This is a genomic window from Chloroflexia bacterium SDU3-3, from assembly GCA_009268125.1.
Classification (GTDB): Bacteria; Chloroflexota; Chloroflexia; order Chloroflexales; family Roseiflexaceae; genus SDU3-3.
Genome location: WBOU01000008.1, coordinates 210,488 through 232,928 on the forward strand (window position 1 = coordinate 210,488; position 22,441 = coordinate 232,928).

Sequence of the window (22,441 nt, forward strand, 5' to 3'; positions counted from 1 at the left end):
CGCCCGGTGCCCTACTTGTACTCCTCCAGCACCAGGCGCATCTGGCCATGTAGCTCCCGCGCGAGCCCCCGCCCAAACTGGGCCTGGGTGCGCCGCACCAGATCTGGTATGATCTCCGCCCACCCCTTCGCAGGCGTATCATCGCTGGGCCAGGGCAGCTGGGCGATAAACTCGCCCCCCCGCTCGTGCCCGAGCACATCCTTGATCACCAGCCGCAGCTCCTCGCCGAGCCGCGCGCAGCGCCGTCGCACCACCACCAGGGTGATATCGTCGGCCTGCATGTTTTCGCTCCACTGCCGCAGCTCCTGCAGCAGCCGCGCGACAATCGCGCGGGGGCGCTGGCCGGCGGTCTCGGCTAGCACGCGCTGCAGTCGGTCGTCGCCATACATCTCGCCGCTGTGGTTCATCGCCTCCACCACCCCATCGGTGAAGAAGAAGACGGTGTCGCCGTGGTGCAGCTGGTAGGCCTCCTCGCGGTAGTCGCTCTCGGCATCAACCCCCAGCGGCAGCCCGGTCAGCTCGACCTCGCGGAGCGTCCCGTCGATCACGATCGGGAAGTTGTGCCCGGCGTTGGCGATCCGCAGCGATCCTGTCTCCAGGTCGAGCAGGGTGTAGAGCATAGTCACCATCCCTTGGGGGATGTCGGCCAGCACCCCGCGGTTCACCTCGGCCAGCGTGACGCCGGGCTTCATACCCTTGCGTGCCTCGTGGCGGAACACCGTGCGGGCGACAGCCATACGCAGCGCGGCGGGCAGGCCCTTCCCCGAGACATCGCCGATCATGATGCCGTGGATATGGCCGTCGAAGCTCAGGAAGTCGTAGAGGTCGCCGCCCAGGTCGCGCGCGGGCAGCGACACAGCGCTGATCTCCCAGCCGGGCAGCTGCGGCACCGCCTCAAGCAGCAGGCCCTGCTGGATGTCGCGCGCCAGCAGCAGCTCCTGCTCGATCTCGGCTTGGCGCTGCGCCTCGGCGGGGGCTGGCTGCTCGGGCTGGGGGCGCTGCCGCCGCATCGGGCCGCTGCCGATATGCCCCAGCAGGCTTGCCCGTGCCGCGCTGCGCTGTCCCATTTGTTTCGTGCTTATTGGCATGTGCTACTATAAGAGATAGCAAAAGGGCCTGCCGCCCTTTGTACTACTCGCTGATCTGCCGCGAAAGCTGTGCAATCTGCCGTTGGCAGGTGTCGTGCAGCCATTGGACTGCCACCCCATCCACCAGAAGGTCGGGTGGGTAGGGCCTGAGCTTCCAGAGCGTGTTGCGATACTCGCGGAGCGCATGTTCCTTCCGATTTCGGCGCTGGTATGCCTCGGCGAGATAGAAAGAGACGAGCGGGGCTGCCGAGTTGAGGTATCGCGCGCGTTCAAGCTGGGTGATGGCCTCATCCCACATACCCTGTCGGCTATATAGTATACCAAGCAGCAGGGCTGCTTCGTCGCTCATCGGCGCGATCTCGATCACGCGCTGCGCCTCGGCGAGCGCCTGGTCGATCTGCCCTCGGTCGGCGTGGGCGCGTGCGATCAGGGTGATGGCCTCGGCGGCGTAGGGTGCGTGCGGCGGGATCTGCCGCAAGATATCCAGAGCCTGCTCGGTCTTGCCCTCCTCGATATAGGCCCGCCCTTGCCTGAGGGCCTCAAGGTCGCTGGGCGCCTGGGCCACGGTGGGCCTGGGCGCGGCCTTGGGCTTGGGCGCGGCTGGCCGGGGCAGCCGGGGCCGCGCCTGTGGCGCTGGCCGCTGCGCCTCAGGCGCGGGCTGCGGCTTTGGTGCGGCGGCCGCCCGCTGGGCGGGGCGAGTATCTTTGTAGTAAACGTAGGCCCCCAGAACTTCTCGCGTATGGAACGCCTCGAACATGTTCCACAGCGTCTCGGAAAACCCGAGGCAGAGCATGCCTCCCTCGGGGAGCTTGCTGTAGAGCTGGTTGAGGAACGCCCGTGACGTGGCCAGCTGGAAGTAGATGATCACGTTCTGGCAAAACACGATATCGATCGTGCCCACGCGGTCGGGAAGTGGCTCCAGCAGGTTCAGCCGCTCGAACTGCACCATAGATTGCACCCGGCTGTTGACCTTCAGTGCGTCGCCGCTCGGCTCGAAATAGCGTTGTAAAAGTGCTGGCTCGACCTGCGAGATCGACCGACCGGCATACAGCCCCTCGCGGGCGATCTCCAGCGCGACATCGCTCAGGTCGGTTGCCCAGATCTCGACTGGGCGATTGTGAAATGGCAGCGCTTGCAGCGCGGTGATGGCCAGCGAGTATGCCTCTTCGCCCGTCGAGCAGCCCGCGCTCCAGATCCGGATCGGCTCGCCCTTGGGCTTCTTGCGGTGGAGCTCAGGGATGAGTACCTCTTGAAGTGCCCGGATGTGGGGCTGGTTGCGAAAGAAGTAGGTCTCGTGGTTGAGCACCAGCTCGGCCAGCCTGCGCAGCTCGTCGCGCTCGGCCCGCAGATTGCGCTCGTAGGCGGTGTAGCTGCTGCCAGTGGTCTGAAGCCGCTGCGCGACTGCCTGCTCAAGCACCCGCTGACGCGCCGTATCGAGATACACCCCACAAAATATCGCAAGCAGATCGCGAAGCCGCTCGAACTCATCGGGTGCAAGCGGGTATCGGGCCACTGCTTGAAGCTGCGCTGCTCGCGCATGGATCGATACAGATTTTTTGATCGGGCGCGCCATGTTTTTCTCAGTGTAGAGGGTATTGGTACAGGTGTAAAGTACCTGATTGTACCATTTGTTGGGAGATAGTACTACAACCGGCAGATAATCCCGTTGAATACTATCTCGGGTCGTTTGCTTCTTTGACAAGCTGTACGAGCCTAGCGGCGATCTGGGCGATCGGCAGGATCTCCGCCGCTGCGCCAAGGTCGATTGCGGCCTTGGGCATGCCAAAGATCGCGCTGGTGGCCTCATCCTGGGCGATGGTGTGGCCGCCCGCGCGGCGGATCGTCATCATGCCGTAGGCGCCATCGCGGCCCATTCCCGTGAGCAGCACGCCGATGCAGCGCTGGCCGTAGACAGCGGCGGCGGCCTGCATGGCCACATCGACCGAGGGGCACTGCAGCAGCACCGAGTTGCGGCTCAGGTGGATGCGGCCATCCTGCTGCAGTAGCAGGTCACGGCGGTCGGGGGCGATCAGCACCACGCCGGGTTTCAGCTCCATTTCCTCCTGGGCCAGCACCACTGGTAGTCGGCAGTGCAGGGCCAGCCACTCGGCCATGCCGCCGCTGAATCCCTCGGCGATGTGCTGCACCACCACCACCGCCGCGTGCAAATCGGCTGGCAGTGCGCTGAGGATCTGGTTTACGGCTCGCGGCCCGCCAGTGCTGGCCCCGATCATGATCAGCGGGAAGGTGGCGTGAAAGGCCAGCTTGGGCGTTGGGGCCGCCTGGATGGGGGTGGGCGCGGGGGCCACGCGGGCGTAGCTCGCGCGGATGGGAGGCGCAGTGGTGGGGGCGGGTGTTTTTGCTGCCATAGCTTGGTTGAGCTCTTCGGTCTTGCGGCGCCCGCGCAGATGCCGCACCACCTTCACTCGCGCCAGCAGTTTGACGCGGCGGATGAGGTCGTGGGCCTGCTTGCCGAGCGCCATCGGATCGTTGCCTGCGGGTTTCTCGACAATATCAAGCGCGCCGGCCCCCAGCATTTTGAAGGTGATGTCTACGTCGTGCTGGGCCAGCGCGGTAAGCACGAGGATGGGGGTGGGGCAGTAGGCCATCAGGTGCTGGGTGGTGGCCAGGCCATCCATCACCGGCATGCGCACATCCATCGTCACCACATCGGGCCGCAGGCGCTCGACCAGTTCGATGGCGATCTGCCCGTTCCAGGCCGTCCCAACAACCTGAATAGCCGGGTCTTGCTCCAGCAAGCCGGTCAGCACCCGCTGCATCAGCGGAGAATCATCGACGATGACAACGCGAATCTGCCCTGCCATTATTGCATCTCAAGGATGAGTTTGACCCGATTGGGCAGGTTCAGCAGATCGACATCTTTGTTCAGGTAGTCGTCGACCCCGGCTTCGAATGCCGCGTGCTTGTCGTCGCTGGATGTGAGCATGATAATGCGCAGGTCGTCGAGGGCTGGGTCGTCGCGTAGCCGCCTGCATACCTCGTACCCATCGATCCCTGGCATCTGGACATCGAGCACCATCAGATCTGGTACGGCGGTCGCGATCTTTTCCAGCGCCTCTTCGCCGCTGTGGGCCAGATCGACCTCGTAGCCATACATCTGCAGACGCATTTTTACGATGTCGGTGACGAGCTTGCTATCATCGACCACTAGAATTCTGTCTGCCATCGTGCGCCCCCAAGTGTTGTGTAAATAATGAAGCGTGCAGAGCAACGTTCGGCACAGTTTGGAGTGTTGCTCCAATGCTCAGAGTACTGCGAACTAGTTTCCAAGAAGTTGCCGGATCGTCTCGAGCAAGTTGCTTTGATCAAACTGGCTTTTGACAATGTAGGCCTGTGCGCCTACCTCTAGCCCCCGCCGTCGGTAGTTTTCCGATGCGAGGCTGGTGACGATGATCACGGGCAGATCGCCCATGCCTAGCTCCTGGCGGATGCGGCTGGTGAGCTGGAATCCATCGACGCGCGGCATTTCGACATCGCTTACTACCAGATCGTAGGGACCGCTACGAAGTTTGTCAAGGGCATCGAGTCCATCCACCGCGGTGGACACCTCGTAGCCTGCCGACTGGAGGATGCTGCTGATCAGCTCGCGGGTGGTGAACGAGTCGTCGGCCACCAGCAGCCGGTAGCTGCGCGTGGCGGCGTTGTGCTCGGCCACGCGGGTGACCAGGGCCATGCCGCGCGCCACCTGGGCCAGCACCGTGGGGTTCAGCAGCAGCAGCAGCCGCCCGTCGCCGAACTGGATGGCGCCGCTGTAGCGCCGCTGCTGCTCCATCAGCGGCCCCATGGGCTTGATCACGGCCTCGCGCTCGTCGAGCAGGCGGTCGACCAGCAGGGCCAGCGGGCGCTGGGCCGTGCCGATGATCACAGCGGGCGTGCGGTGCGATGCGGGGAAGGCCATGGCCCCCTCGACATCGAGCAGATCGGCTAGGCGCAGGATCGGCGCGTAGACGCCCTCGTACTGGATAATGGCGCGGCCTTCGATGGTGCGCACATTGTCGGGGTAGATCCACATGGTCCCATGGCAGGCTGCGGCGGGCAGGGCGAACATCTGGCCACCCACATCCACCAGCAGCACGCGGGTGGTCACAAGCGTCAGCGGCAGCACAAGGGTGATAGTGGTGCCCTGGCCGAAGGTCGACTCGATCTGCACCTGGCCGCCCAGCTCGATCACGTTGGTGCGCACCACATCCATGCCCACGCCCCGGCCCGAGATGTCGGTGATGATCTGGGCGGTGCTGAACCCAGGGGTGAAGATGAGCTCAAGGGCCTCCTGATCGCTCAGCCGCTCGGCGAGCTCGGGGGTGATCAGGCGCTTGCGCACCGCGCTCTGCCGGATGCGCTCGTGGTCGATGCCGCTGCCGTCGTCGCTGATCGCGATCGAGGCGTGCGAGCCGACGGCGCGGGCGCTGACGGTGATTGTGCCCTGGCGCGGCTTGCCCTTGCGCTCGCGCTCGTCGGGCGATTCGATACCGTGGTCGGCGGCGTTGCGGATCAGGTGCACCAGCGGGTCGCCCAGGGCCTCGATGACCTTGCGGTCAAGCTCGGTGGTCTCGCCCTCTAGCACCAGGGCGATCTCTTTGCTGGTCTCGCGGGCGAGGTCGCGCACGGCGCGCGGCAGGTTGCCAAACGCGGTGGATGCGGGCAATAAGCGCACCGCCATCACCTGCTGCTCCAGATCTTCGACAAGCTGTTTGGTCTCGCTCACGTGCTGGCCGAATCGCTCGGTCTGATGCTTCAGCATGTGGCCGATCTGCTCGCCAGTGTTGAGCACGGTGTTGATGTAGCGGTCGATCATCATGCGCTCGTGGGCCGAGAAGCGCATCTGGCGCAGCTCGCGCTCAAGCGAGATCAGCGCGCGCTGCTGCTGCGAGACCTGGTCGCGCAGGTCGTCGAGCGCGGTGAGCTGGATGGCCTGGGTCTGCTGGCCTACGGCTAGCTCGCCGGCCAGGTTGAGCAGCCGGTCGAGCCGGTCGACCCGCACGCGCACGGTCTGCCGGGCGGTTGGCCGCTGTCGGCGCGGGCTGTCCTCGGCTGGTGTGGGCGGCTCGGCGGCGGGGGCCTGTGGCGCTGGCGCTGGTGCAGGCTGCGCCGCAGCGGCGATGGGCTGCGCGGCCTGCTCGGCTGGCGCGGCTGGCGTGGCTTGCTCGGGCGTGGCCTCTTTGCCCTCGCTGCTGAGCGTGGCCAGCAGGGCGGCCACATCGGTGCTGGCGGCCGTGCCATCCACGGCCTCGTTTACGAGGTCGATGATCGCATCGCCAGCGCGGATGAGGCTGTCGGCAAGCTCGCGGGTCAGCTCGCGCTTGCCCTCGCGCACCTCGCCCAGGTAGTTCTCGCAGATATGGGCTATCTTTCCGACAACCTCGAAGCCGAGCAACCGCGCCGAGCCTTTGATCGTGTGCATGGCGCGAAAGATCGCGTTGATCTGCTCCTGGCGATCATCCGCCGAGAGGTTCTGCTCGTCCAACGCCATGATGCCCGTATGGACAATCCGGACGTTATCGGCGGTTTCGTCGCGGAACTGGTTGTGGAAGACGGAGAGATCCATAGTGTTTGATGATCTAGCTGTGCGCTGGTGTCCGCATCTTCCCGGCTGCTAGTAGCGCTGGTTGTCGCCTAGAGACAGGTTGGCATAGCCAGTTGAGGCTAGACCGTTTTCGCCAAAAAGCTGGTTGTGCGGGTCGAACGAGTTGCCGGTGATGCCGTGCAGCCGCTCGGCGATGGCGCTGAGCATCTGGGCCGACTCGGCCATCTGGCGCGCGCCTGCGGCGGTCTGGCGGGCCACCTCGGCCACCTCGCGCATGGTCTCGACGATCTGCTCACTGGCGCTCTGCTGCTGGGCGGTGGCCAGGCTGATCTCGCTGGCGCTCTGGGCGGTGCGCTCGGCCACCATCACGATTGCGTCCATCACGTGGCCGGCATTATGCGACTGCTCGGCCCCGCGCTCGACCTCCTTCACGCCCTCTTCGGCGGCCAGCACGGCGGCGTTGGTGGCCTGCTGGATCTCGGCGATCACGCCCTTCACCTCTTTGGCGGCGGCCAGGGCACGGTTGGCCAGGCTCTTCACCTCGGCGGCCACCACGGCGAAGCGCCGCCCGTGCTCGCCTGCGCCCGCCGCCTCGATCGCGGCATTGAGCGCCAGCAGGTGGGTCTCATCCGACAGGTCGTTGATCAGGTCGATAATCTCGCCGATCTGCTGCGAGCGCTCGCCCAGCCCCAGCACGCGCTGGGTGATGTCGCTCATGCGCGAGCGGATGCGCTCGATGGCCTGGATGCCCGAGTCGACCGCCGACTGGCCCTCGCTCAGGTTTTCGAGCGTCTGCTGGGCGGCCTGGGCCACCTGCTCGGCGGCGATCGCCACCTGCCGGGCGGTTGCGCCCAGCTCCTCGATCGTGGTGCTGATCTGCGACACCGCGCTGGCCTGCTCGGTCGCGCCGCTGGCCTGCTGGTGCGAGGCGGCCAGCAGTTCGGCGGCGGCGGCAGACAGCTCGTTGCCCACCTCGATCTGCTGGATGTTCTTCTGCAGCAGCTTGTCGTTCGAGCCGAACAGCGCCTCGGACTGCTCGCCCAGCTGCACCAGGAAGAGCTTGGTGCTGCGCGACCAGAGGTAGGAGAGGTAGGCCATCATCGCGCCGATCACTAGGAACTCGATGATCGCCATGATGTAGAGGCTGCTGGGCTGCAGCATCACTGGCCCGCTGGTCTCGGGGTGCAGGCTGGGGTGGAGCAAGATCTCGGCGAGTGTGAGCGCGGCGTAGCAGCCCGATGAGGCCAGGAAGATCCACACCCCGTCGCGCGAGCGCCCAAACAGCCCCGCCACCAGCACAGGGATGACGTAGGCCAGCGGCATCATGCGCGTGACGCCGCCGAACACGTAGACTAGCAGCGAGATATAGGCCAGGGTGCCATACAGGAAGAAGTAGAAGCTGGCCTGGTGCTTCTTCTGCGCCACCAAGAAGCGCACGCCCAGCCAGAGGATGGTGGTGAGCACGATCGCCCCGCCGATGTACCAGTTAATCTTAGAGTCGAGCTGCATCAGCAGGTTGACGATGATCAGGATGCCGCCGCCGATGAACGAGACCAGCTCAAGGATCCACCCGAAGCTCTCCATCAGCGCCGAGCGCTCGGCCTCGTTGCCCTGAAGTGCTGCCACCGTGTCGATTCGGCGGCTGCTCTGATTTGTTTTTGGTGTGTCCGAATCTGCCATAGTGTTATTACTCATCCTCAGCCCAGGGTGGGCGATGAAAGCACACTTCGGGCGATCGCCCGCAGGTCAAGCAGTACAATCATATGGTCGTCGAGCGGCACCACGCCGATCGCGAGGGGCTGGTGCAGGTGATCGGCGATCAGCTTGGGCAGCGCCGATACGGTTGGTTGGGCCTCGAACTGGTCAATTCTGTCGACCAGGAACAGCAGCAGCTTGCGCCGCAGGGGCACCAGCATGGCGTGCCGCCGCGATGTGTCGCTGATATCTGCTGGGTCGAACAGCGGCCCAAGCTCGATGTAGCGCTCCTGCGCTGTGGGGGCGATCTTGGTGTTGACCGTGCGGATGGCGTAGACGTCATCGTTGCGGATAGCATACTTGTGATGCGCGGTTTGCACAAGCAGCAGTGTCGGGTCGGCCACCTAGTTGCCCTCGCGCAGCGCGCTGGTGATGGTGTCCATATCGAGCAGCGCCAGCGGGCTGCCCTCGAACTCGGTGATGCCTTGGATAAAGCGCCCCCTGCGCGACTCGAGCGCCGCTGGCGGCGGCTCGAAGCGATCTTCCACCAGCTCGGCCAGATCGACCACCGACTCGGCCAGCAGCGCCATGTCGATCTCTTGGTGCTGCAGCACCACAAAGCGGGCGGTGCGGCTCAGCTCGGCGTCGGGAAGCCCGAGGAGCGGACGCAGATCGGCGATAGGCAGAATCATGCCGCGCTGCGAGATGATGCCGGGCAGGGTGGGCGGCGCGCCGGGGACGATTGTCCATGGGCGGAAGCGCACCACCTCGCGCACCAGCTGCGAGGGGATGGCGTAGCGCTCTGCGGCAAGCTCCAGGATGATCAGGCCGATCTGGGCGCGTGGCTCGGCGGTGCTGAGTTGCTCAAGGGCAGGGGTTGACACCGAATTCTATCTTTCTCGATGCTGCGTATGGCGCAGTGCTAGCATTGGTGTGCTATGTGCATCGGCAGAATACTACGGGTAGCGGATAGCGGTCAAGTATACGATTGGTACTGAAGGTACAACCCCTAGCAGTACTCTTGCTACAATAGATAGATATGCTCGCTACGATGCTGTGTCGGTGGTCACGCGCTGCGTTCTGCCCTGCCGTGGGCGGGCCTGCGCCCTGCGCCCCAGGTGCTTTACAAAGCGCTGGCTCGGCGCTACAATGCGCCAACTATATTGTATGGAAGATCTATCGAGCGTGTCTGCGGCGTCCACCGCCGCTGCGTGCCAGCCGTGACAATGAAACTGATTATACAGATCCCGGCCTACAACGAGAGCGTGACCATCGCCGAGGTGCTTGACCATATCCCGCGCAGCATCGCAGGCGTGGATAGCGTCGAGGTGCTGGTTATCGATGATGGCAGCACCGATGGCACCGCAGACATCGCCCGCCAGCATGGTGCCGACTACGTGGTGCGCCACGTGGGTAACAAGGGCTTGGCCGCCGCCTTCCAGACCGGCATCAACGCCGCGCTGCGCCTGGGCGCCGACATCATCGTGAACACCGACGCCGACCACCAGTACCCCGGCAGCCAGATCCCGCTGCTGGTCGCGCCGATTATCAGCGGCGAGGCCGAGTATGTGATCGGCGACCGCCAGGTGCAGACGATCGAGCACTTCTCGCCGATCAAGAAGGCGCTGCAGCATATCGGCAGCAGCGTGGTGCGCTGGGCCTCGGGCACCGATGTGCCCGACACCGTCAGCGGCTTCCGCGCGCTCTCGCGCGAGGCGGCGCTGCGCATGTTCGTCACTACCGATTTCTCATACACGGTAGAGAACATCATCCAGGCGGGCAAAAAAGGTCTGGCCATCGTCACCGTGCCGATCCGCACCAACCCTACGCGCCCGTCCAGGCTGCATCGCGGCAACTGGAACTTTGTCAAGCGCCAGGCCGCCACGATCGTGCGCACCTACGCCACCTACGAGCCGCTGAAGACCTTCTCGTATATCGCCACCGCGCTGCTGATCCCCGGCCTTCTTTTGCTGCTGTGGGCGGCCTATATCTTCATCGGGCGGCGGCTCAATATCGTCACCGGCTCGAACGATCAGTCGCTGCTGGTGGGCGGCGTGCTGGTGATGCTGTCGCTGATCACCTTCCTGATCGGCCTGCTTTCCGACCGCATCGGCGGCATGCGCCGCGTGCTGGATGAGAACCTCTACCGCCAGCGCAAGCAGGAGATCGAGCTAGAAGACTGGCGGCGCGTGGTGACCAGCCGCCTGGAGCAGGTGGAGACGGCGATCGACCACGTCGACCAGATCGAGGCGCTGCAGAGCTCGCTGCTTGGCCGGATCGAGCGGCTGGAGAGCGCGCTGGAGCGCAGCACCGCGCAGAGCGAGGCTTGGCAGCACCAGGCTTCCCAGCAGCTCGCCCAGATCGCCGACATGCTCCAGCGCCTCTCGGCGGAGAGCCACCCGCGCGAGCGCTAGCTGCTGGGCGGCTCGGCCTCTTGCTGCTCGGGCCGTATGCGCTGGCGCAGCCAGCTTTCCAGGCCGTTCTTGCTGGTCTCCGACTGGCCCACGCTGCGGATGATCTCGGCTAGATCGTCGGCCTGGGTCTCCTCGTTCAGGTCTGCGCCGTTCAGCGCTAGGAAGCGCAGCACGGCGATCAGCGCGGTGGCCTCGTTGCCGCTGACGAACGGCCTGCTCTTCAGCAGCGAGAAGGCCAGCGCCGCCGCCTTGGACGGCAGATCGTGGTACATCTCGGCCCCGAACATCACCTGCTGGGGCGCGAGCAGCGCTGTGGTGATCTTGTCCTGGCTTTTGACCCCAAGCCTGCCGCCGTAGCGCAGCATCACATATGCGTGCAGATCCATCAGATCGTGCTTTGAAAGATAGCGCATAGCTCCCCCAGAGAACAGTTGGCCGCTAGAGGCCGATCAGCTGGTTAAACGCCTTGTCGTAGCGATCGGCCACGCCGCGCGCCCACTCGCGCAGCTCGGGGCTGATCGGCTTGCGCAGCAGCACCTCGCCCTCGGTGAAGATGAGCTCGACCACATCCGACTCGCCAAGGTTCACAGCCTTGAGCCATGTCTGCACCGTCTCGGGCAGATTCTCGCGTTCGATGGTGAATGAGCGCGGCATGAGATCCTCCCTATCGTCTTCCAATACACACGTGCGATACAAAAAGCAGGCCACGGCGGTATGGCATATGCCGCCGTGGCCTGCCAGAGTGTGGCTGGGGTGCTAGCTGCGCTGCCGCAGGTGCGGGAACGCGATCACCTCGCGGATGGTCGGCTGGTCGGTTAGCAGCATCACTAGGCGGTCGATGCCGATACCCAGGCCGCCGGTGGGCGGCATGCCGTACATCAGCGCGTTGATGAAGTCCACATCCATCTGCTGGGCCTCGTCGTCGCCGGCCTCGTAGGCGCGGCCCTGGTCGAGGAAGCGCTGCTCCTGGTCGATCGGGTCGTTCAGCTCGGTGAAGGCGTTGCCCAGCTCCATCCCGGCCACGAACGGCTCGAAGCGCTCGGTGAGCACGGGGTTGTCGGGCCGGCGCTTGGCCAGCGGCGAGAGCGCCACCGGGTGGTCCACCACAAAGGTAGGCTGGGTGAGCCGGGGCTGCACATATTCCGAGAACAGCTCATCCACCTGCTTGCCCCAGCTGGGCTTGGGATCCACGCGCAGCCCGCGCGTCTTGATCTCGGCCTGCAGCTCGGGCAGCGTGTCGATCTTCATGATGTCTACCCCGGTGGTCTCAAGAATGGCCTCGGGGATGGAGACCCTGGCCCAGGCCGGGCCGAAGTCCAGCTCCTGGCCCTGGTAGACCAGCGTGGTGCTGCCGCGCACCGCCTGTACGATGGTGCGCACCATGTCCTCCACCAGCTGCATCACGTCATTATAGTCGGCGTAGGCCTGGTAGCATTCCATGGCCGTGAACTCGGGGTTGTGGGTGCGGTCTACGCCCTCGTTGCGGAAGTTCTTGCCGATCTCGTACACGCGCCCCATGCCGCCCACGATCAGGCGCTTCAGGTACAGCTCGGTGGCGATGCGCATGTACAGGTCTTGATCCAGCTGGTTGTGGTGGGTCACAAAGGGCTTGGCTGCCGCGCCGCCGTAGATCGGCTGCAGCATAGGTGTCTCGACCTCGATAAAGCCGCGCTCGTCGAGGAAGCGGCGCATCTCGGAGATGATCTTGGCCCTGGTGCGGAAGGTCTCGCGCACCTCGGGGTTGACGATCAGGTCAAGGTAGCGCTCGCGGTGGCGGGCCTCGGCATCCTGCAGGCCGTGCCACTTCTCGGGCGGCGGGTTGAGCGACTTGGCCAGCACGCGCATGCTGGTGACAAACACCGAGGCCTCGCCCGTCTTGGTGTGGCGCAGCTGCCCGCTCACCTGGATGATATCGAAGGTGTCGAGGTCGTCGCGGAAGCGGGCGAACCACTCGTCGCCCAGGTCGGCCTTGCTGATCCACAGCTGGATCTTGCCGCTCTCGTCCTCGATGTGGGCGAAGGCCAGCTTGCCCATCACGCGGCGCGCGCCCACTAGGCGGCCCGCCACCGTCACTGTGTCGTCGCGGCCCATGCGCTCGTCGAAGTGGGCCAGCACGTCGCCGATGGTGTCGGCCCGCTCGGCGCGCGCCGGGAAGGGGTCGATGCCCTGTTCGCGCAGCCGCTCGAGCTTGGCGAGGCGCTGGCGCTGAAGTTCGTTGAGTTCCATACACACTAATCTTTCGGCATAAATGTGGCTTTCAGCTTACCACAGAAAAGGCTTGTCGATCGCAGCTGTTGGGGGTGCATAGCCGCCCGCTGCGCCGTACAAGCCTGAAAAAAAGGCAGCAGCCAGCGGGTGCCCCGCCTGGCTGCTACCGGTAGATTGCTGAATCTATCTACTGGATCTTGACGATTGTCAGTTTAAGCACGCCGGATGGGGTCTGCACCTGCACTTTCTGGCGCACGCGTTTACCCAGCAGCGCCGCCCCAATCGGCGACTCGTTCGAGATCTTGCCGTCGCGGGGGCTGGCCTCGGTGCTGCCGACGATCGTGTAGGTCTCTTCGTCGTCCTCGCCCTCGATGCGCACCGTCACCCGCGATCCTACCCGGATCTCGCTGTTGGAGGATGTCTCCTCCTCGATGATCTGGGCGCGCGAGAGGATGCTCTTGATCTCGCGGATGCGAGCTTCGAGGTGGGCCTGGCTGTTCTTGGCGTCTTCGTACTCGCCGCTTTCGGAGATGTCCCCCAGCTCCTTTGCGGCACCGATACGCTCGGCCACCTGCTTACGTCCGGTGGTCATCAGCTCTTCCAGCTCGACTTCGAGCTTTGCGCGGCCATCTCGGGTTAGGTATGCTGGTTTGTCGGTCATCGCTTTTGCCTTTTCGACACGGCTCAAACCTGCAGAATAGCTGCAATAGTCCTTTTGAGCACGAAGGAAATCCTGCGATTGAGCTTAAAAAAGAACTGAGAGCGTCACCCCTCAGTCCTGCCCCAAAATATGGTTTGCGCCAGACTTCGGTACACGTACCGCTGGCGCACCACAATTATAGAGGATGGATTTTGTTTTGTAAAGGGTGTTTGTGATAGTTTGTTCAGCGTTGCTACTATGGTTGATGTGAGCAGACAACTGGCACCCGTGCGGCATGCCGCGCGGCTGGCCCTACATGTGACTCTAGTGCGGCCAAGCGCGCTAGCCTGGCACGCGGGCGCGCGGCGACGGCGGGCTTTTCTGTCAATGGTTTTCAATTGACACCCGTGCGCTGCTGCGCTACACTACACGGGGTGCTGCGCGCACCGATGCCCTCAACACATTAAGGCAACACCCATGGGCCACGTCATTGCAATTTCCAACCTTAAAGGTGGTATCGGGAAGACCACAACCGTGGTCAACGTTGGTGCGGGCCTGGCGCTGAAGGGCGCTCGTGTTCTGCTCGTGGATGTCGACGCCCAGGGCAACTTGGCCATGGCCCTGGGGCTCACGCCACGCCGCACGCTCTACGAGGTGCTGATCGATGGCGTTCCTATCGAGTCGTGCATCACCACGGTTCGGCCCAACCTCGACCTGCTGCCATCCGACCACACCCTGCTGGGCGCGCAGCCGGTGATCGCGCAGCGCGCCGACTGGAGCCGCACGCTTGAGAAGGCGCTGCGCCCCGTGGTGAACGCCTACGACTTTATCTGCATCGACTCGGGCGGCTCGCTGACGCTGCTGAATGTGAACGCCTTCATCGCAGCCCGCGCGGTGATTGCGCCCACCACCGTCGAGCACTTCTCGCTGAAGAGCATCGACCTGCTGTTCCAGCAGGTGGCCCGCGTCAAGGGCGGCAACGGCAGCATCAAGCTGATCGTGCCCACCATGTACGACCCGCGCCTCAAGCAGTCCACCGAGCTGCTCGACGATCTGCGCTCGCGCTACGGCGAGCTGGTTGGCCCGGCCATCCGCGTGAATATCAAGCTCTCCGAGGCACCGCGCTACGGCCAGACGATCTACGAGTACGACCCACGCTCGCGCGGCGCAGCCGACTACGCCCAGCTGGTCGAGCGGGTCTGCGAGCTGTTCCCCTTCGAGCCGCGCGTCGCCGCACCCCAGCCTGCGCCCACGCCGCAGCCGCAGCCGCAGCCCCCAGCTGCCGAGCAGCCCCAGCGCCCGGTGGCCTTCGCGCCCACATCCGCAGGCCAGAGCTGCCCGAACTGCGGCGCGCCCATCCGCCGCGCCACCCTGGCGGGCTACGACGTGGCCTACTGCAATAACTGCCGCTGGACCTCGCAGCGCCTGATGCGCGAGCCGCGCCGCTAGGGCCTGCAACAACCGCACACGGCGCTGCGTCACACCAGTAGCGGCCCCGCTTGGCCGCCAAAGGAGGATGGTGATGTCTCAGGGCGATGATCTCCGCAGCGACTCGTACCAGCTGCTCGACCAGCTGCTGAAAGATGCCTCGGCGGGCCCCAACCGCGAGGAGCTGCTGCAACGCTATACCGAGCAACTGGTGCTGATGAATAACTACTACTCCCACAAGCTGCTCGACGAGCTGCTGGCCGAGACCAAGACGCGCCTCGATGCGCGTCTGGCCCCCGACCCACTACAGCAGACGGTAGCCAGCGTGCAGACCACCTTCCAGGACATCTGGAAGAATATCTGGGGGCAGTAGCTGGCCAAGAAAGCGGTTCAAGCGAGGCTGCGGCAGCAGCCCCGCTTTCGCTCTGGTCCAAAACTCGAAGCTCATGCAGGCCCAGCGCGCCTGCGCCTCACTGCCATGCTTTTCGCCGCACAATATTCCGCGTGTTAAGTTCCCGCTTGCTAATTTTCTGTTGTCGCAACGCCACGCAATTGTGAAAAAAAGACAGATATTATGGATAGTGGTCGGAATGCCTCATCAGCAAGGGTTTGCCATGTTGCAGAACTTGCCCGTGGTAGCACATTCCGGTATTATTACGCGTGTTGTGACCAAATGAGGAGAAGGGCATGCTTGAGGCGATTTTCGCCCCTCAGTCCGTTGCCATCATTGGAGCGTCGCCCGACCAAACAAAGCTGGGCAATCGCGTGTTGAGGAATGTCCTCGACAATGGCTATAAGGGGCGCATATATCCTATCCACCCGACAGCTGCAGAAGTTGCCGGGCTACCTGCGTTCGCATCGATCGACGCAGTTCCCGAAGCCGTCGACCTGGCGGTTATCGTCATCCCACCGCAGCATGTGCTGGCTGCCGCCGAGCTGTGCGGCCAGAAGGGCGTGAAGGGCCTAGTGGTTATCACCGCCGGGTTCAAAGAGGTCGGTGGCCAGGGCAAAGAGCTTGAGCGCAAGCTCATCGAGATCGTTCAGAAGTATAACATGCGTATGGTTGGCCCCAACTGCCTGGGGATTATCGACACAACAACTCCAATCAACGCATCGTTTGCACCTATGATGCCGATCGCCGGTGAGATCGCGTTTATGTCGCAGTCCGGCGCCATCTGCTCCGCCATTCTGGACTGGAGCAAGCAGGAGGGCATCGGCTTCTCGCGCTTCGTCAGCCTTGGCAACAAGGGCGATGTCGACGAGGTCTCGCTCCTAGAGGAGTGGGGCAACGAGGCCGACAACAAGGTGATCCTCGCGTACCTTGAGGGCATCAACAACGGCCCGGCCTTCATCGAGACCGCCCGCCGTGTCACCAAGGAGACCCCGGTGATCGCGATCAAGAGCGGCACTACCGAGGCCGGCACGCGCGCGATCTCGTCGCACACCGGCTCGCTGGCTGGCTCCGAGCGCGCCTACGAGGCGGCCTTCACCCAGAGCGGCATCCTCCGCGCCCGCTCGATGGAGGAGCTGTTCGACTTCGCGCTGGCCTTCGCCTACCAGCCGCTCACCGCTGGCGACCGCGTGGCGATCGTCACCAACGCGGGTGGCCCTGGCATCATCGCCACCGACGCGATCGAGCGCTCGGGCCTGAAGCTGACCAGCTTCACCCCCGAAACGATCGAGCGCCTGCGCAAGTCGCTGCCCGATATGGCCAGCGTGTTCAACCCGATCGACGTGATCGGCGACGCGCGCGCCGACCGCTACGAGATCGCCCTGCGCGCCGCGCTGGCCGACCCGAATGTGGATGCGGTGCTGGTGCTGTTCACGCCCCAGGCAGGCAGCGAGGCCGAGGAGACCGCCAAGGTCATCGCGCGGCTCAGCGCGGGCCAGCCCAAGCCGGTCGTCACCAGCTACATGGGCGCGGTCAGCCTTGGGCCGGCGCTCGAGCTGCTGAACAAGCACAAGATTCCTAACTACGCCTTCCCCGAGCGCGCCGTCTCGGCGCTGCGCGCTATGGCCGACCAGCGCAAGTGGAGCAACCGCGCCGCTGGCTCCTACGCCAGCTTCGAGGTGGACAAGGACCGCGTGCGCGCCCTGTTCAAGAAGGTGCGCGAGTCGGGCCGCGTGGAGCTGGGCGAGATTGAGGCCCGCGAGGTGATGGAGGCCTACGGCATGCGGCTGCCGCAGTCGCGGCTGGCCCGCTCGCCCGAAGAGGCCGCCCAGATCGCCAGCGAGATCGGCTTCCCGGTGGTGATGAAGATCTCGTCGCCCGACATCCTTCACAAGTCGGACATCGGCGGCGTGAAGGTGGGCGTGAGCAGCCCCAGCGAGGCACGCGATGCCTACGAGCTGATCGAGTACCGCGCGCGCAAGTTCAGCCGCGACGCGACGATCTGGGGCGTGCTGGTGCAGGAGATGGTGCCCAAGGGCCGCGAGATGCTGGTGGGCGTGAACCGCGACCCGCAGTTTGGCCCGCTGGTCCTGGTGGGCCTTGGCGGCATCTATGTCGAAGTTCTGAAGGACACCGCGGCCCGGCTGGCCCCCATCTCGCGCGAGGAGAGCAGCGAGATGATCCGCGAGCTGCGCTCGTTCGCCCTGCTCAAGGGCGTGCGCGGCGACATGCCCGCCGATCTTGCCGCCGCCGAGGAGACGGTGCTCCGCGTCTCGCAGCTCGTGACCGACTTCCCCGAGATCGTCGAGATGGACATCAATCCGCTCGTCGTTCACAACCAGGGGTCGGGTGCGACGGTGCTGGACGCTCGCATCATCCTGCAGAGCTAGGTTCGCACGAGAAGCGAGGAGATAGAAGGAGCAGATCAGGCACGTTGTGCTTGCATGCACTACAATAGAGGCGTGGGGGCTGCGGCCCCCGCGCCCCAGTAGGCGCCCGCGGCGGCATAGTCCCAATGATGCTCAGGCAAGCAGGTACAAGGGTGTTCTGAATTCTGAATCAAGGGAGATGCGAGATGGCTACCCTCTACGTTGCTTCAACAGAGACGTTTGTCGGCAAGAGCGCGACTTGTATCGGTTTGCTTGACCGGGCACGCCGCGATGGGTTTAACATCGGCTACATGAAGCCGGTCAGTGTCTCCGTCACTCGCACAGAAGATGCCATCCTTGAAGAGGATACATCCTTTGTCCACGATCACTTTGGCCTGCCCGATCCGCTCGACCGGCTCGCGCCGGTGCTGATCACCCAGAGCGCAGTCGACCAGATCCTGCGCGGCCAAGGCCCCGATCTTTCCAAGAAGCTGCGCGACGCCTATGTGCAGGTCTCTCGCGATCGCGACTTTGTCGTGCTTGAGGGCGCAAACCACTGGGCCGAGGGCACCCTGGTCGATCTCTCCGCCGACCATGTTTCCGATATGCTGCAGGCACCGGTGCTGCTGGTCAGCCGCTACCGCACCACGCTCGCGATCGACTCCATCCTCGCGGTGCAGCGCTACCTGGGCGACCGCCTGCTGGGTGTGCTGCTCAACCAGGTGGCCGAGCCGCAGCTCGACTTCGTGCAGAGCCGCGTGGTGCCCTACCTTGAGAAGAAGGGCATCCCGGTGTTCGGCACGCTGGTGCAGGATGCGACTCTGGCCGGCATCACCGTGGAAGATCTGCTCGAACACCTGGGCGGCCAGTACATCGGCAACCCCGAGCTGCAGAGCAAGATCATCGAGCATCTTTCGATTGGCGCGATGGGCGCGGAGGCCGCGCTCTCGCACTTCCGCCGCCGCCCCAACAAGGCGGTGTTCACCGGCGGCGACCGCAGCGACCTGCAGCTGGCCGCGCTGGAGACATCCACCACCGCGCTGGTGCTGACGGGCAACATCCGCCCCGCGCCCACCGTGATCGACCGCGCCGAGGAGCGCGGGGTGCCGATCATCCTGCTGCCCGACGACACGCTCACCGCGGTCGAGCGCGCCGAGGCGGTGTTCGGCAGCATCCGCTTCAAGCAGGCGGCGAAAGTCCAGCGCTACAACAAGCTGCTCACCGAGTACTTCAACTTTGGGCGGCTGTATGAATCCCTCGGCATGACCGTTAGCTAGTCACATGGGCCGGTTGCGCCCCGCCAATATGCGGGGCGCTTGTTTCGCCCGGCCCTTGCATAAGGAGTAATGGATCTCATGGCTACGATTATTGAAGACATCCGCGCGCGCCAGGTGCTTGACTCGCGTGGCAACCCGACCGTCGAGGTGGATGTGCACGTCGAGAGCGGCGACATTGGCCGCGCCATCGTTCCCTCCGGCGCTTCGACCGGCGCGAACGAGGCCCTCGAGCTGCGCGACGGCGACAAGAGCCACTACCGCGGCAAGGGCGTGCTGAAGGCGGTCGAGAACGTGAACAGCGTTGTCGCCGACGAGCTGGTGGGCATGGATGCCGCCGACCAGGTGGCGCTCGACCGCGCCATGCTGGCCCTGGATGGCACCGAGACCAAGTCGAAGCTCGGCGCGAACGCCATCCTGGCTGTCTCGCTGGCCGCCGCCAAGGCCGCCGCTGCCGCCCTCGGCACGCCGCTCTACCGCTACCTCGGCGGCATCCACGGCCACGTGCTGCCCGTGCCCATGATGAACATCATGAACGGCGGCAAGCACGCCTTCAACTCGACCGACTTCCAGGAGTTTATGGTGATGCCGGTCGGCGCTCCCACCTTCAGCGAGGCGCTGCGCTGGGGCACCGAGATCTACCACGCTCTGCACGACGTGCTGCACGAGCGCGGCCTGGGCACCACCGTCGGCGACGAGGGCGGCTTCGCCCCCAGCCTGCCCGACAACGAGGCCCCGCTCAAGGTGATCCTTGAGGCGATCGAGAAGGCTGGCTACAAGCCCGGCGAGCAGGTGATGCTGGCCATGGACCCCGCCACCAGCGAGATCTACGAGGACGGCCTCTACAACCTGGCCCGCGAGAACCGCAAGCTCACCAGCGATGAGATGGTGGAGTACTGGGCCGACCTGGTCGCCCGCTACCCGATCATCTCGATCGAGGATGCGCTGGCCGAGGGCGACTGGGAGGGCTGGAAGAAGCTCCGCGCCCGCATCGGCGACCGCGTGCAGCTGGTCGGCGACGACCTTCTGGTCACCAATGTGAAGTTCCTCAAGCGCGCCATCGACGAGCAGGCTGCCAACGCCATCCTGGTCAAGCTGAACCAGATCGGCTCGCTCACCGAGACCATGGCCGCCATCCAGATGGCCCAGCGCGCGGGCTTCACCGCGATCGTCTCGCACCGCTCGGGCGAGAGCGAGGACGTGACCATCGCCGATCTGGTGGTGGCCACCAACGCTGGCCAGATCAAGACCGGCGCGCCCGCACGCACCGACCGCGTGGCCAAGTACAACCAGCTGCTCCGCATCGAGGAGGAGCTGGGCGATGATGCGGTCTACGCCGGCTGGAGCGCCTTCAACGTGAAGCGCGGCTAGCTCGCCGAGCCTCACGGCTTATCGACGCGAAGACGAAGGACGATTCTTTTGCTATAATCGTCCTTCGTCTTTTCGTTGTATATCGTACCCATGCTTGCACCCGCCACGCTGCTACAAGATCGCTACCGCATCGAGCGCCTCCTGGGCACAGGTGGCTTCGCCCGCGTGTACCTCGCGCACGACCAGCGGCTTCAGCGCTTCGTGGCCATTAAAGAGCTTTCGGCGGAGAAGCTCGAAGAGCACGACCGCCCTATGGCGCTCAAGCTGTTTGCCCAAGAGGCGCGCATGCTCGCCCAGCTGGATCACGCTGGCCTCACCAAGGTCTGGGATTACTTCCAGCACGAAGATCGCGCCTTCCTGGTGATGGAGTACGTGCCTGGCCCCACACTGCGCGAGCTGGTGCTGGCCCACGGCGCGCCCTTCCCCGATGAGCTCACGGTGGCGTGTGGCCTGTGTCTCTGCGATGTGTTCCAGTACCTGCATCAGCATCAGCCGCCGATCATCTTTCGCGATCTGAAGCCGGGCAACGTGATTATCGAATCGCATCGCGCGGTGGAGGAGATGCCCGCCGACCCAACGTCGCTTCAGCTCAAGCTGATCGACTTTGGCATCGCGCGCCTGTTCAAGCCCGAGCAGTCGGCAGACACCATGATCGTGGGAACGCCTGGCTACGCCGCCCCCGAGCAGTACGGCCACGGCCAGACCGATACCCGCAGCGACATCTACAGCCTCGGTGCCACCCTGCACCACCTGGCCAGCGGCCAGCCGCCTGCGGGTCTCTTCCTGCCCGGCCTGCCCGAGATCCGCCCCGATGTGTCCCCGGCCCTGGCGCGCGTGGTTGCGCGCGCCACCGCGCTCAAGCCCGAGGAGCGCTACCAGTCGATCGACCACCTGCGCCGCGATCTTGTGGCGGTCGCGAGCGCACCCTACTACCCCGCGGCCACCGTGCGCCTCACGCCGCGCCCCACCGTGCCGCTGCTGCCCAGCACCCAGCCGCCACCGCAGCCCGCCTCTTCGATGCCGGCGATGCTGGTGCTGATCGTGGTGGTGATCGTGGGGGTCGTGGGCGGGGCGGGTGCGCTGATCGCGGCCTGGGGCGGCCAGCGCTCTGCGGGCGGCGCGATGCTGCCTAGCGTCGCAAGCCCTACCGCCAGCCTGGGCATCCCGCTGCTGCCAGGGGCCACCGGCACGCTGCTCTATGGCCAGTATGCCGAGGATGTCTTCTCGTGCGATATCTACTGGGTCGAGGCATCCTCGCGCTCGTACGCCAAGCTGCTAGGCGGCGGGCGCAGCACCGCAGCCGCGCTCGCGCCCGATAAGCTGCGCTTCGCCACGGTGGAAGGCAATGTCGTCTACATGCGCTTGCTCAGCGGCGAGCGCATTGGCCAGATCAGCGATAGCGGTAAATTTGCCCGCTACCCGGTCTTCTCACCCGATGGCCGCCAGCTGGCATATACCGAGGCCGCCGCGCGCAATGGCGCGTACCGGCTGGTGATCGTCGATCTCGATACCGGCGAGCATCGCTACCCCGGCCCCAGCAACCTTGGCTGGATCGCCTGGTCATCGCAGGGCCTAACCTACGCCGCCCCCGCCCGGCCCGGTGCGCCGCAGGACATCTTTGTCCTGCGGGCCGACGGCGCGGCCCGCAACCTCACCAATACGCCGACTGTTGAAGAGGACTTCCCATCGTGGTCGCATGATGGTGCCACGCTGCTGTTTACCGCCAGCACGCCCGGTGATCTGAACAGCCGCCAGATCTACCGCGCGGATGCCGATGGCGGCCACCGCACCCAGCTCACACGCTCGGCTGGCCCGCACACCAACGCGGCGCTCTCGCCCGATGGCAACTGGGTTGCCTATGTGTCGCGCGCCGCCGGGGGGCGCTTTCAGCTCTGGGCTATGCGCGCCGACGGCTCCGACCCGCACCAGCTGATGGCTGGCAGCGAGGGCCAGTTCTACCTCCGCTGGGAACAATAAAAACGCGCTCGAGCTTGGCTCGGCGCGTTTTCTGTATTTTC

At 64.8% G+C, this 22,441-nt stretch carries 19 protein-coding genes; 7 read left to right on the forward strand and 12 right to left on the reverse strand.

Translation table 11 applies throughout. The features are described from left to right. Nucleotides 1-11 precede the first annotated feature (11 nt). The 8 genes from F8S13_15490 to F8S13_15525 form a co-directional block, all read right to left on the reverse strand. Nucleotides 12-1,067, reverse strand: a complete 1,056-nt coding sequence (locus F8S13_15490) for a serine/threonine-protein phosphatase (GenBank protein ID KAB8142386.1) — start codon at nt 1,065-1,067, stop codon at nt 12-14. A 64-nt stretch (nt 1,068-1,131) separates the two neighbouring features. Beyond that, entirely contained in the window at nt 1,132-2,661 is a 1,530-nt protein-coding gene (locus F8S13_15495; GenBank protein ID KAB8142387.1) for a tetratricopeptide repeat protein, read from the reverse strand. A gap of 100 nt (nt 2,662-2,761) precedes the next feature. After that, entirely contained in the window at nt 2,762-3,913 is a 1,152-nt protein-coding gene (cheB, locus tag F8S13_15500) for a chemotaxis-specific protein-glutamate methyltransferase CheB (GenBank protein ID KAB8142388.1), read from the reverse strand. Then, a complete protein-coding gene (locus tag F8S13_15505; protein KAB8142389.1) occupies nt 3,913-4,275 on the reverse strand; it encodes a response regulator in 363 nt (120 codons plus the stop codon). The genes cheB and F8S13_15505 overlap by 1 nt, the downstream gene beginning before the upstream one ends. Before the next feature lie 93 nt (nt 4,276-4,368). Continuing rightward, a complete protein-coding gene (locus F8S13_15510; protein KAB8142390.1) occupies nt 4,369-6,654 on the reverse strand; it encodes a hybrid sensor histidine kinase/response regulator in 2,286 nt (761 codons plus the stop codon). A gap of 48 nt (nt 6,655-6,702) precedes the next feature. Next, complete coding sequence (locus F8S13_15515) at nt 6,703-8,217, reverse strand: methyl-accepting chemotaxis protein (GenBank protein KAB8142437.1); 1,515 nt, start codon at nt 8,215-8,217, stop codon at nt 6,703-6,705. Nucleotides 8,218-8,330: 113 nt separating this feature from the next. Beyond that, on the reverse strand, nt 8,331-8,732 hold the full coding sequence (locus F8S13_15520) for a hypothetical protein (GenBank protein ID KAB8142391.1): 402 nt from the start codon (nt 8,730-8,732) through the stop codon (nt 8,331-8,333). After that, nucleotides 8,733-9,212, reverse strand: a complete 480-nt coding sequence (locus F8S13_15525; protein KAB8142392.1) for a chemotaxis protein CheW — start codon at nt 9,210-9,212, stop codon at nt 8,733-8,735. 342 nt (nt 9,213-9,554) lie between these two features. Here F8S13_15525 and F8S13_15530 point away from each other — a divergent pair, with 342 nt between their 5' ends. Further along, nucleotides 9,555-10,742 carry a glycosyltransferase gene (locus F8S13_15530; protein ID KAB8142393.1) on the forward strand — a complete coding sequence of 396 codons (1,188 nt, stop codon included), beginning with the start codon at nt 9,555-9,557 and terminating at the stop codon, nt 10,740-10,742. Here the strand turns inward: F8S13_15530 and F8S13_15535 are convergent. From F8S13_15535 to greA, 4 genes are all read right to left on the reverse strand, one after another. Next, a complete protein-coding gene (locus F8S13_15535) occupies nt 10,739-11,155 on the reverse strand; it encodes a death-on-curing protein (protein KAB8142394.1) in 417 nt (138 codons plus the stop codon). The genes F8S13_15530 and F8S13_15535 overlap by 4 nt on opposite strands. A 25-nt stretch (nt 11,156-11,180) precedes the next feature. After that, nucleotides 11,181-11,396: a hypothetical protein gene (locus tag F8S13_15540; GenBank protein KAB8142395.1), complete on the reverse strand. Its 216-nt coding sequence runs from the start codon at nt 11,394-11,396 to the stop codon at nt 11,181-11,183. Nucleotides 11,397-11,498: 102 nt separating this feature from the next. Further along, nucleotides 11,499-12,968, reverse strand: coding sequence for a lysine--tRNA ligase (lysS, locus tag F8S13_15545; protein ID KAB8142396.1), 1,470 nt, complete (start codon nt 12,966-12,968; stop codon nt 11,499-11,501). A 169-nt stretch (nt 12,969-13,137) separates the two neighbouring features. Continuing rightward, nucleotides 13,138-13,611, reverse strand: coding sequence for a transcription elongation factor GreA (greA, locus tag F8S13_15550; protein ID KAB8142397.1), 474 nt, complete (start codon nt 13,609-13,611; stop codon nt 13,138-13,140). 456 nt (nt 13,612-14,067) lie between these two features. Here greA and F8S13_15555 point away from each other — a divergent pair, with 456 nt between their 5' ends. From F8S13_15555 to F8S13_15580, 6 genes are all read left to right on the forward strand, one after another. Next, nucleotides 14,068-15,039: an AAA family ATPase gene (locus F8S13_15555; GenBank protein ID KAB8142398.1), complete on the forward strand. Its 972-nt coding sequence runs from the start codon at nt 14,068-14,070 to the stop codon at nt 15,037-15,039. A gap of 73 nt (nt 15,040-15,112) precedes the next feature. Next, nucleotides 15,113-15,391: a hypothetical protein gene (locus tag F8S13_15560; GenBank protein ID KAB8142399.1), complete on the forward strand. Its 279-nt coding sequence runs from the start codon at nt 15,113-15,115 to the stop codon at nt 15,389-15,391. A gap of 314 nt (nt 15,392-15,705) precedes the next feature. Further along, nucleotides 15,706-17,799, forward strand: a complete 2,094-nt coding sequence (locus F8S13_15565; protein KAB8142400.1) for an acetate--CoA ligase — start codon at nt 15,706-15,708, stop codon at nt 17,797-17,799. A 185-nt stretch (nt 17,800-17,984) separates the two neighbouring features. After that, nucleotides 17,985-19,055, forward strand: a complete 1,071-nt coding sequence (locus F8S13_15570) for a phosphotransacetylase family protein (protein KAB8142401.1) — start codon at nt 17,985-17,987, stop codon at nt 19,053-19,055. A gap of 78 nt (nt 19,056-19,133) precedes the next feature. Continuing rightward, nucleotides 19,134-20,423 (forward strand): phosphopyruvate hydratase, encoded by a 1,290-nt coding sequence (locus F8S13_15575; protein ID KAB8142402.1) that lies wholly within the window; start codon nt 19,134-19,136, stop codon nt 20,421-20,423. A 90-nt stretch (nt 20,424-20,513) separates the two neighbouring features. Then, a complete protein-coding gene (locus F8S13_15580) occupies nt 20,514-22,400 on the forward strand; it encodes a protein kinase (GenBank protein ID KAB8142403.1) in 1,887 nt (628 codons plus the stop codon). Nucleotides 22,401-22,441: the final 41 nt, after the last annotated feature.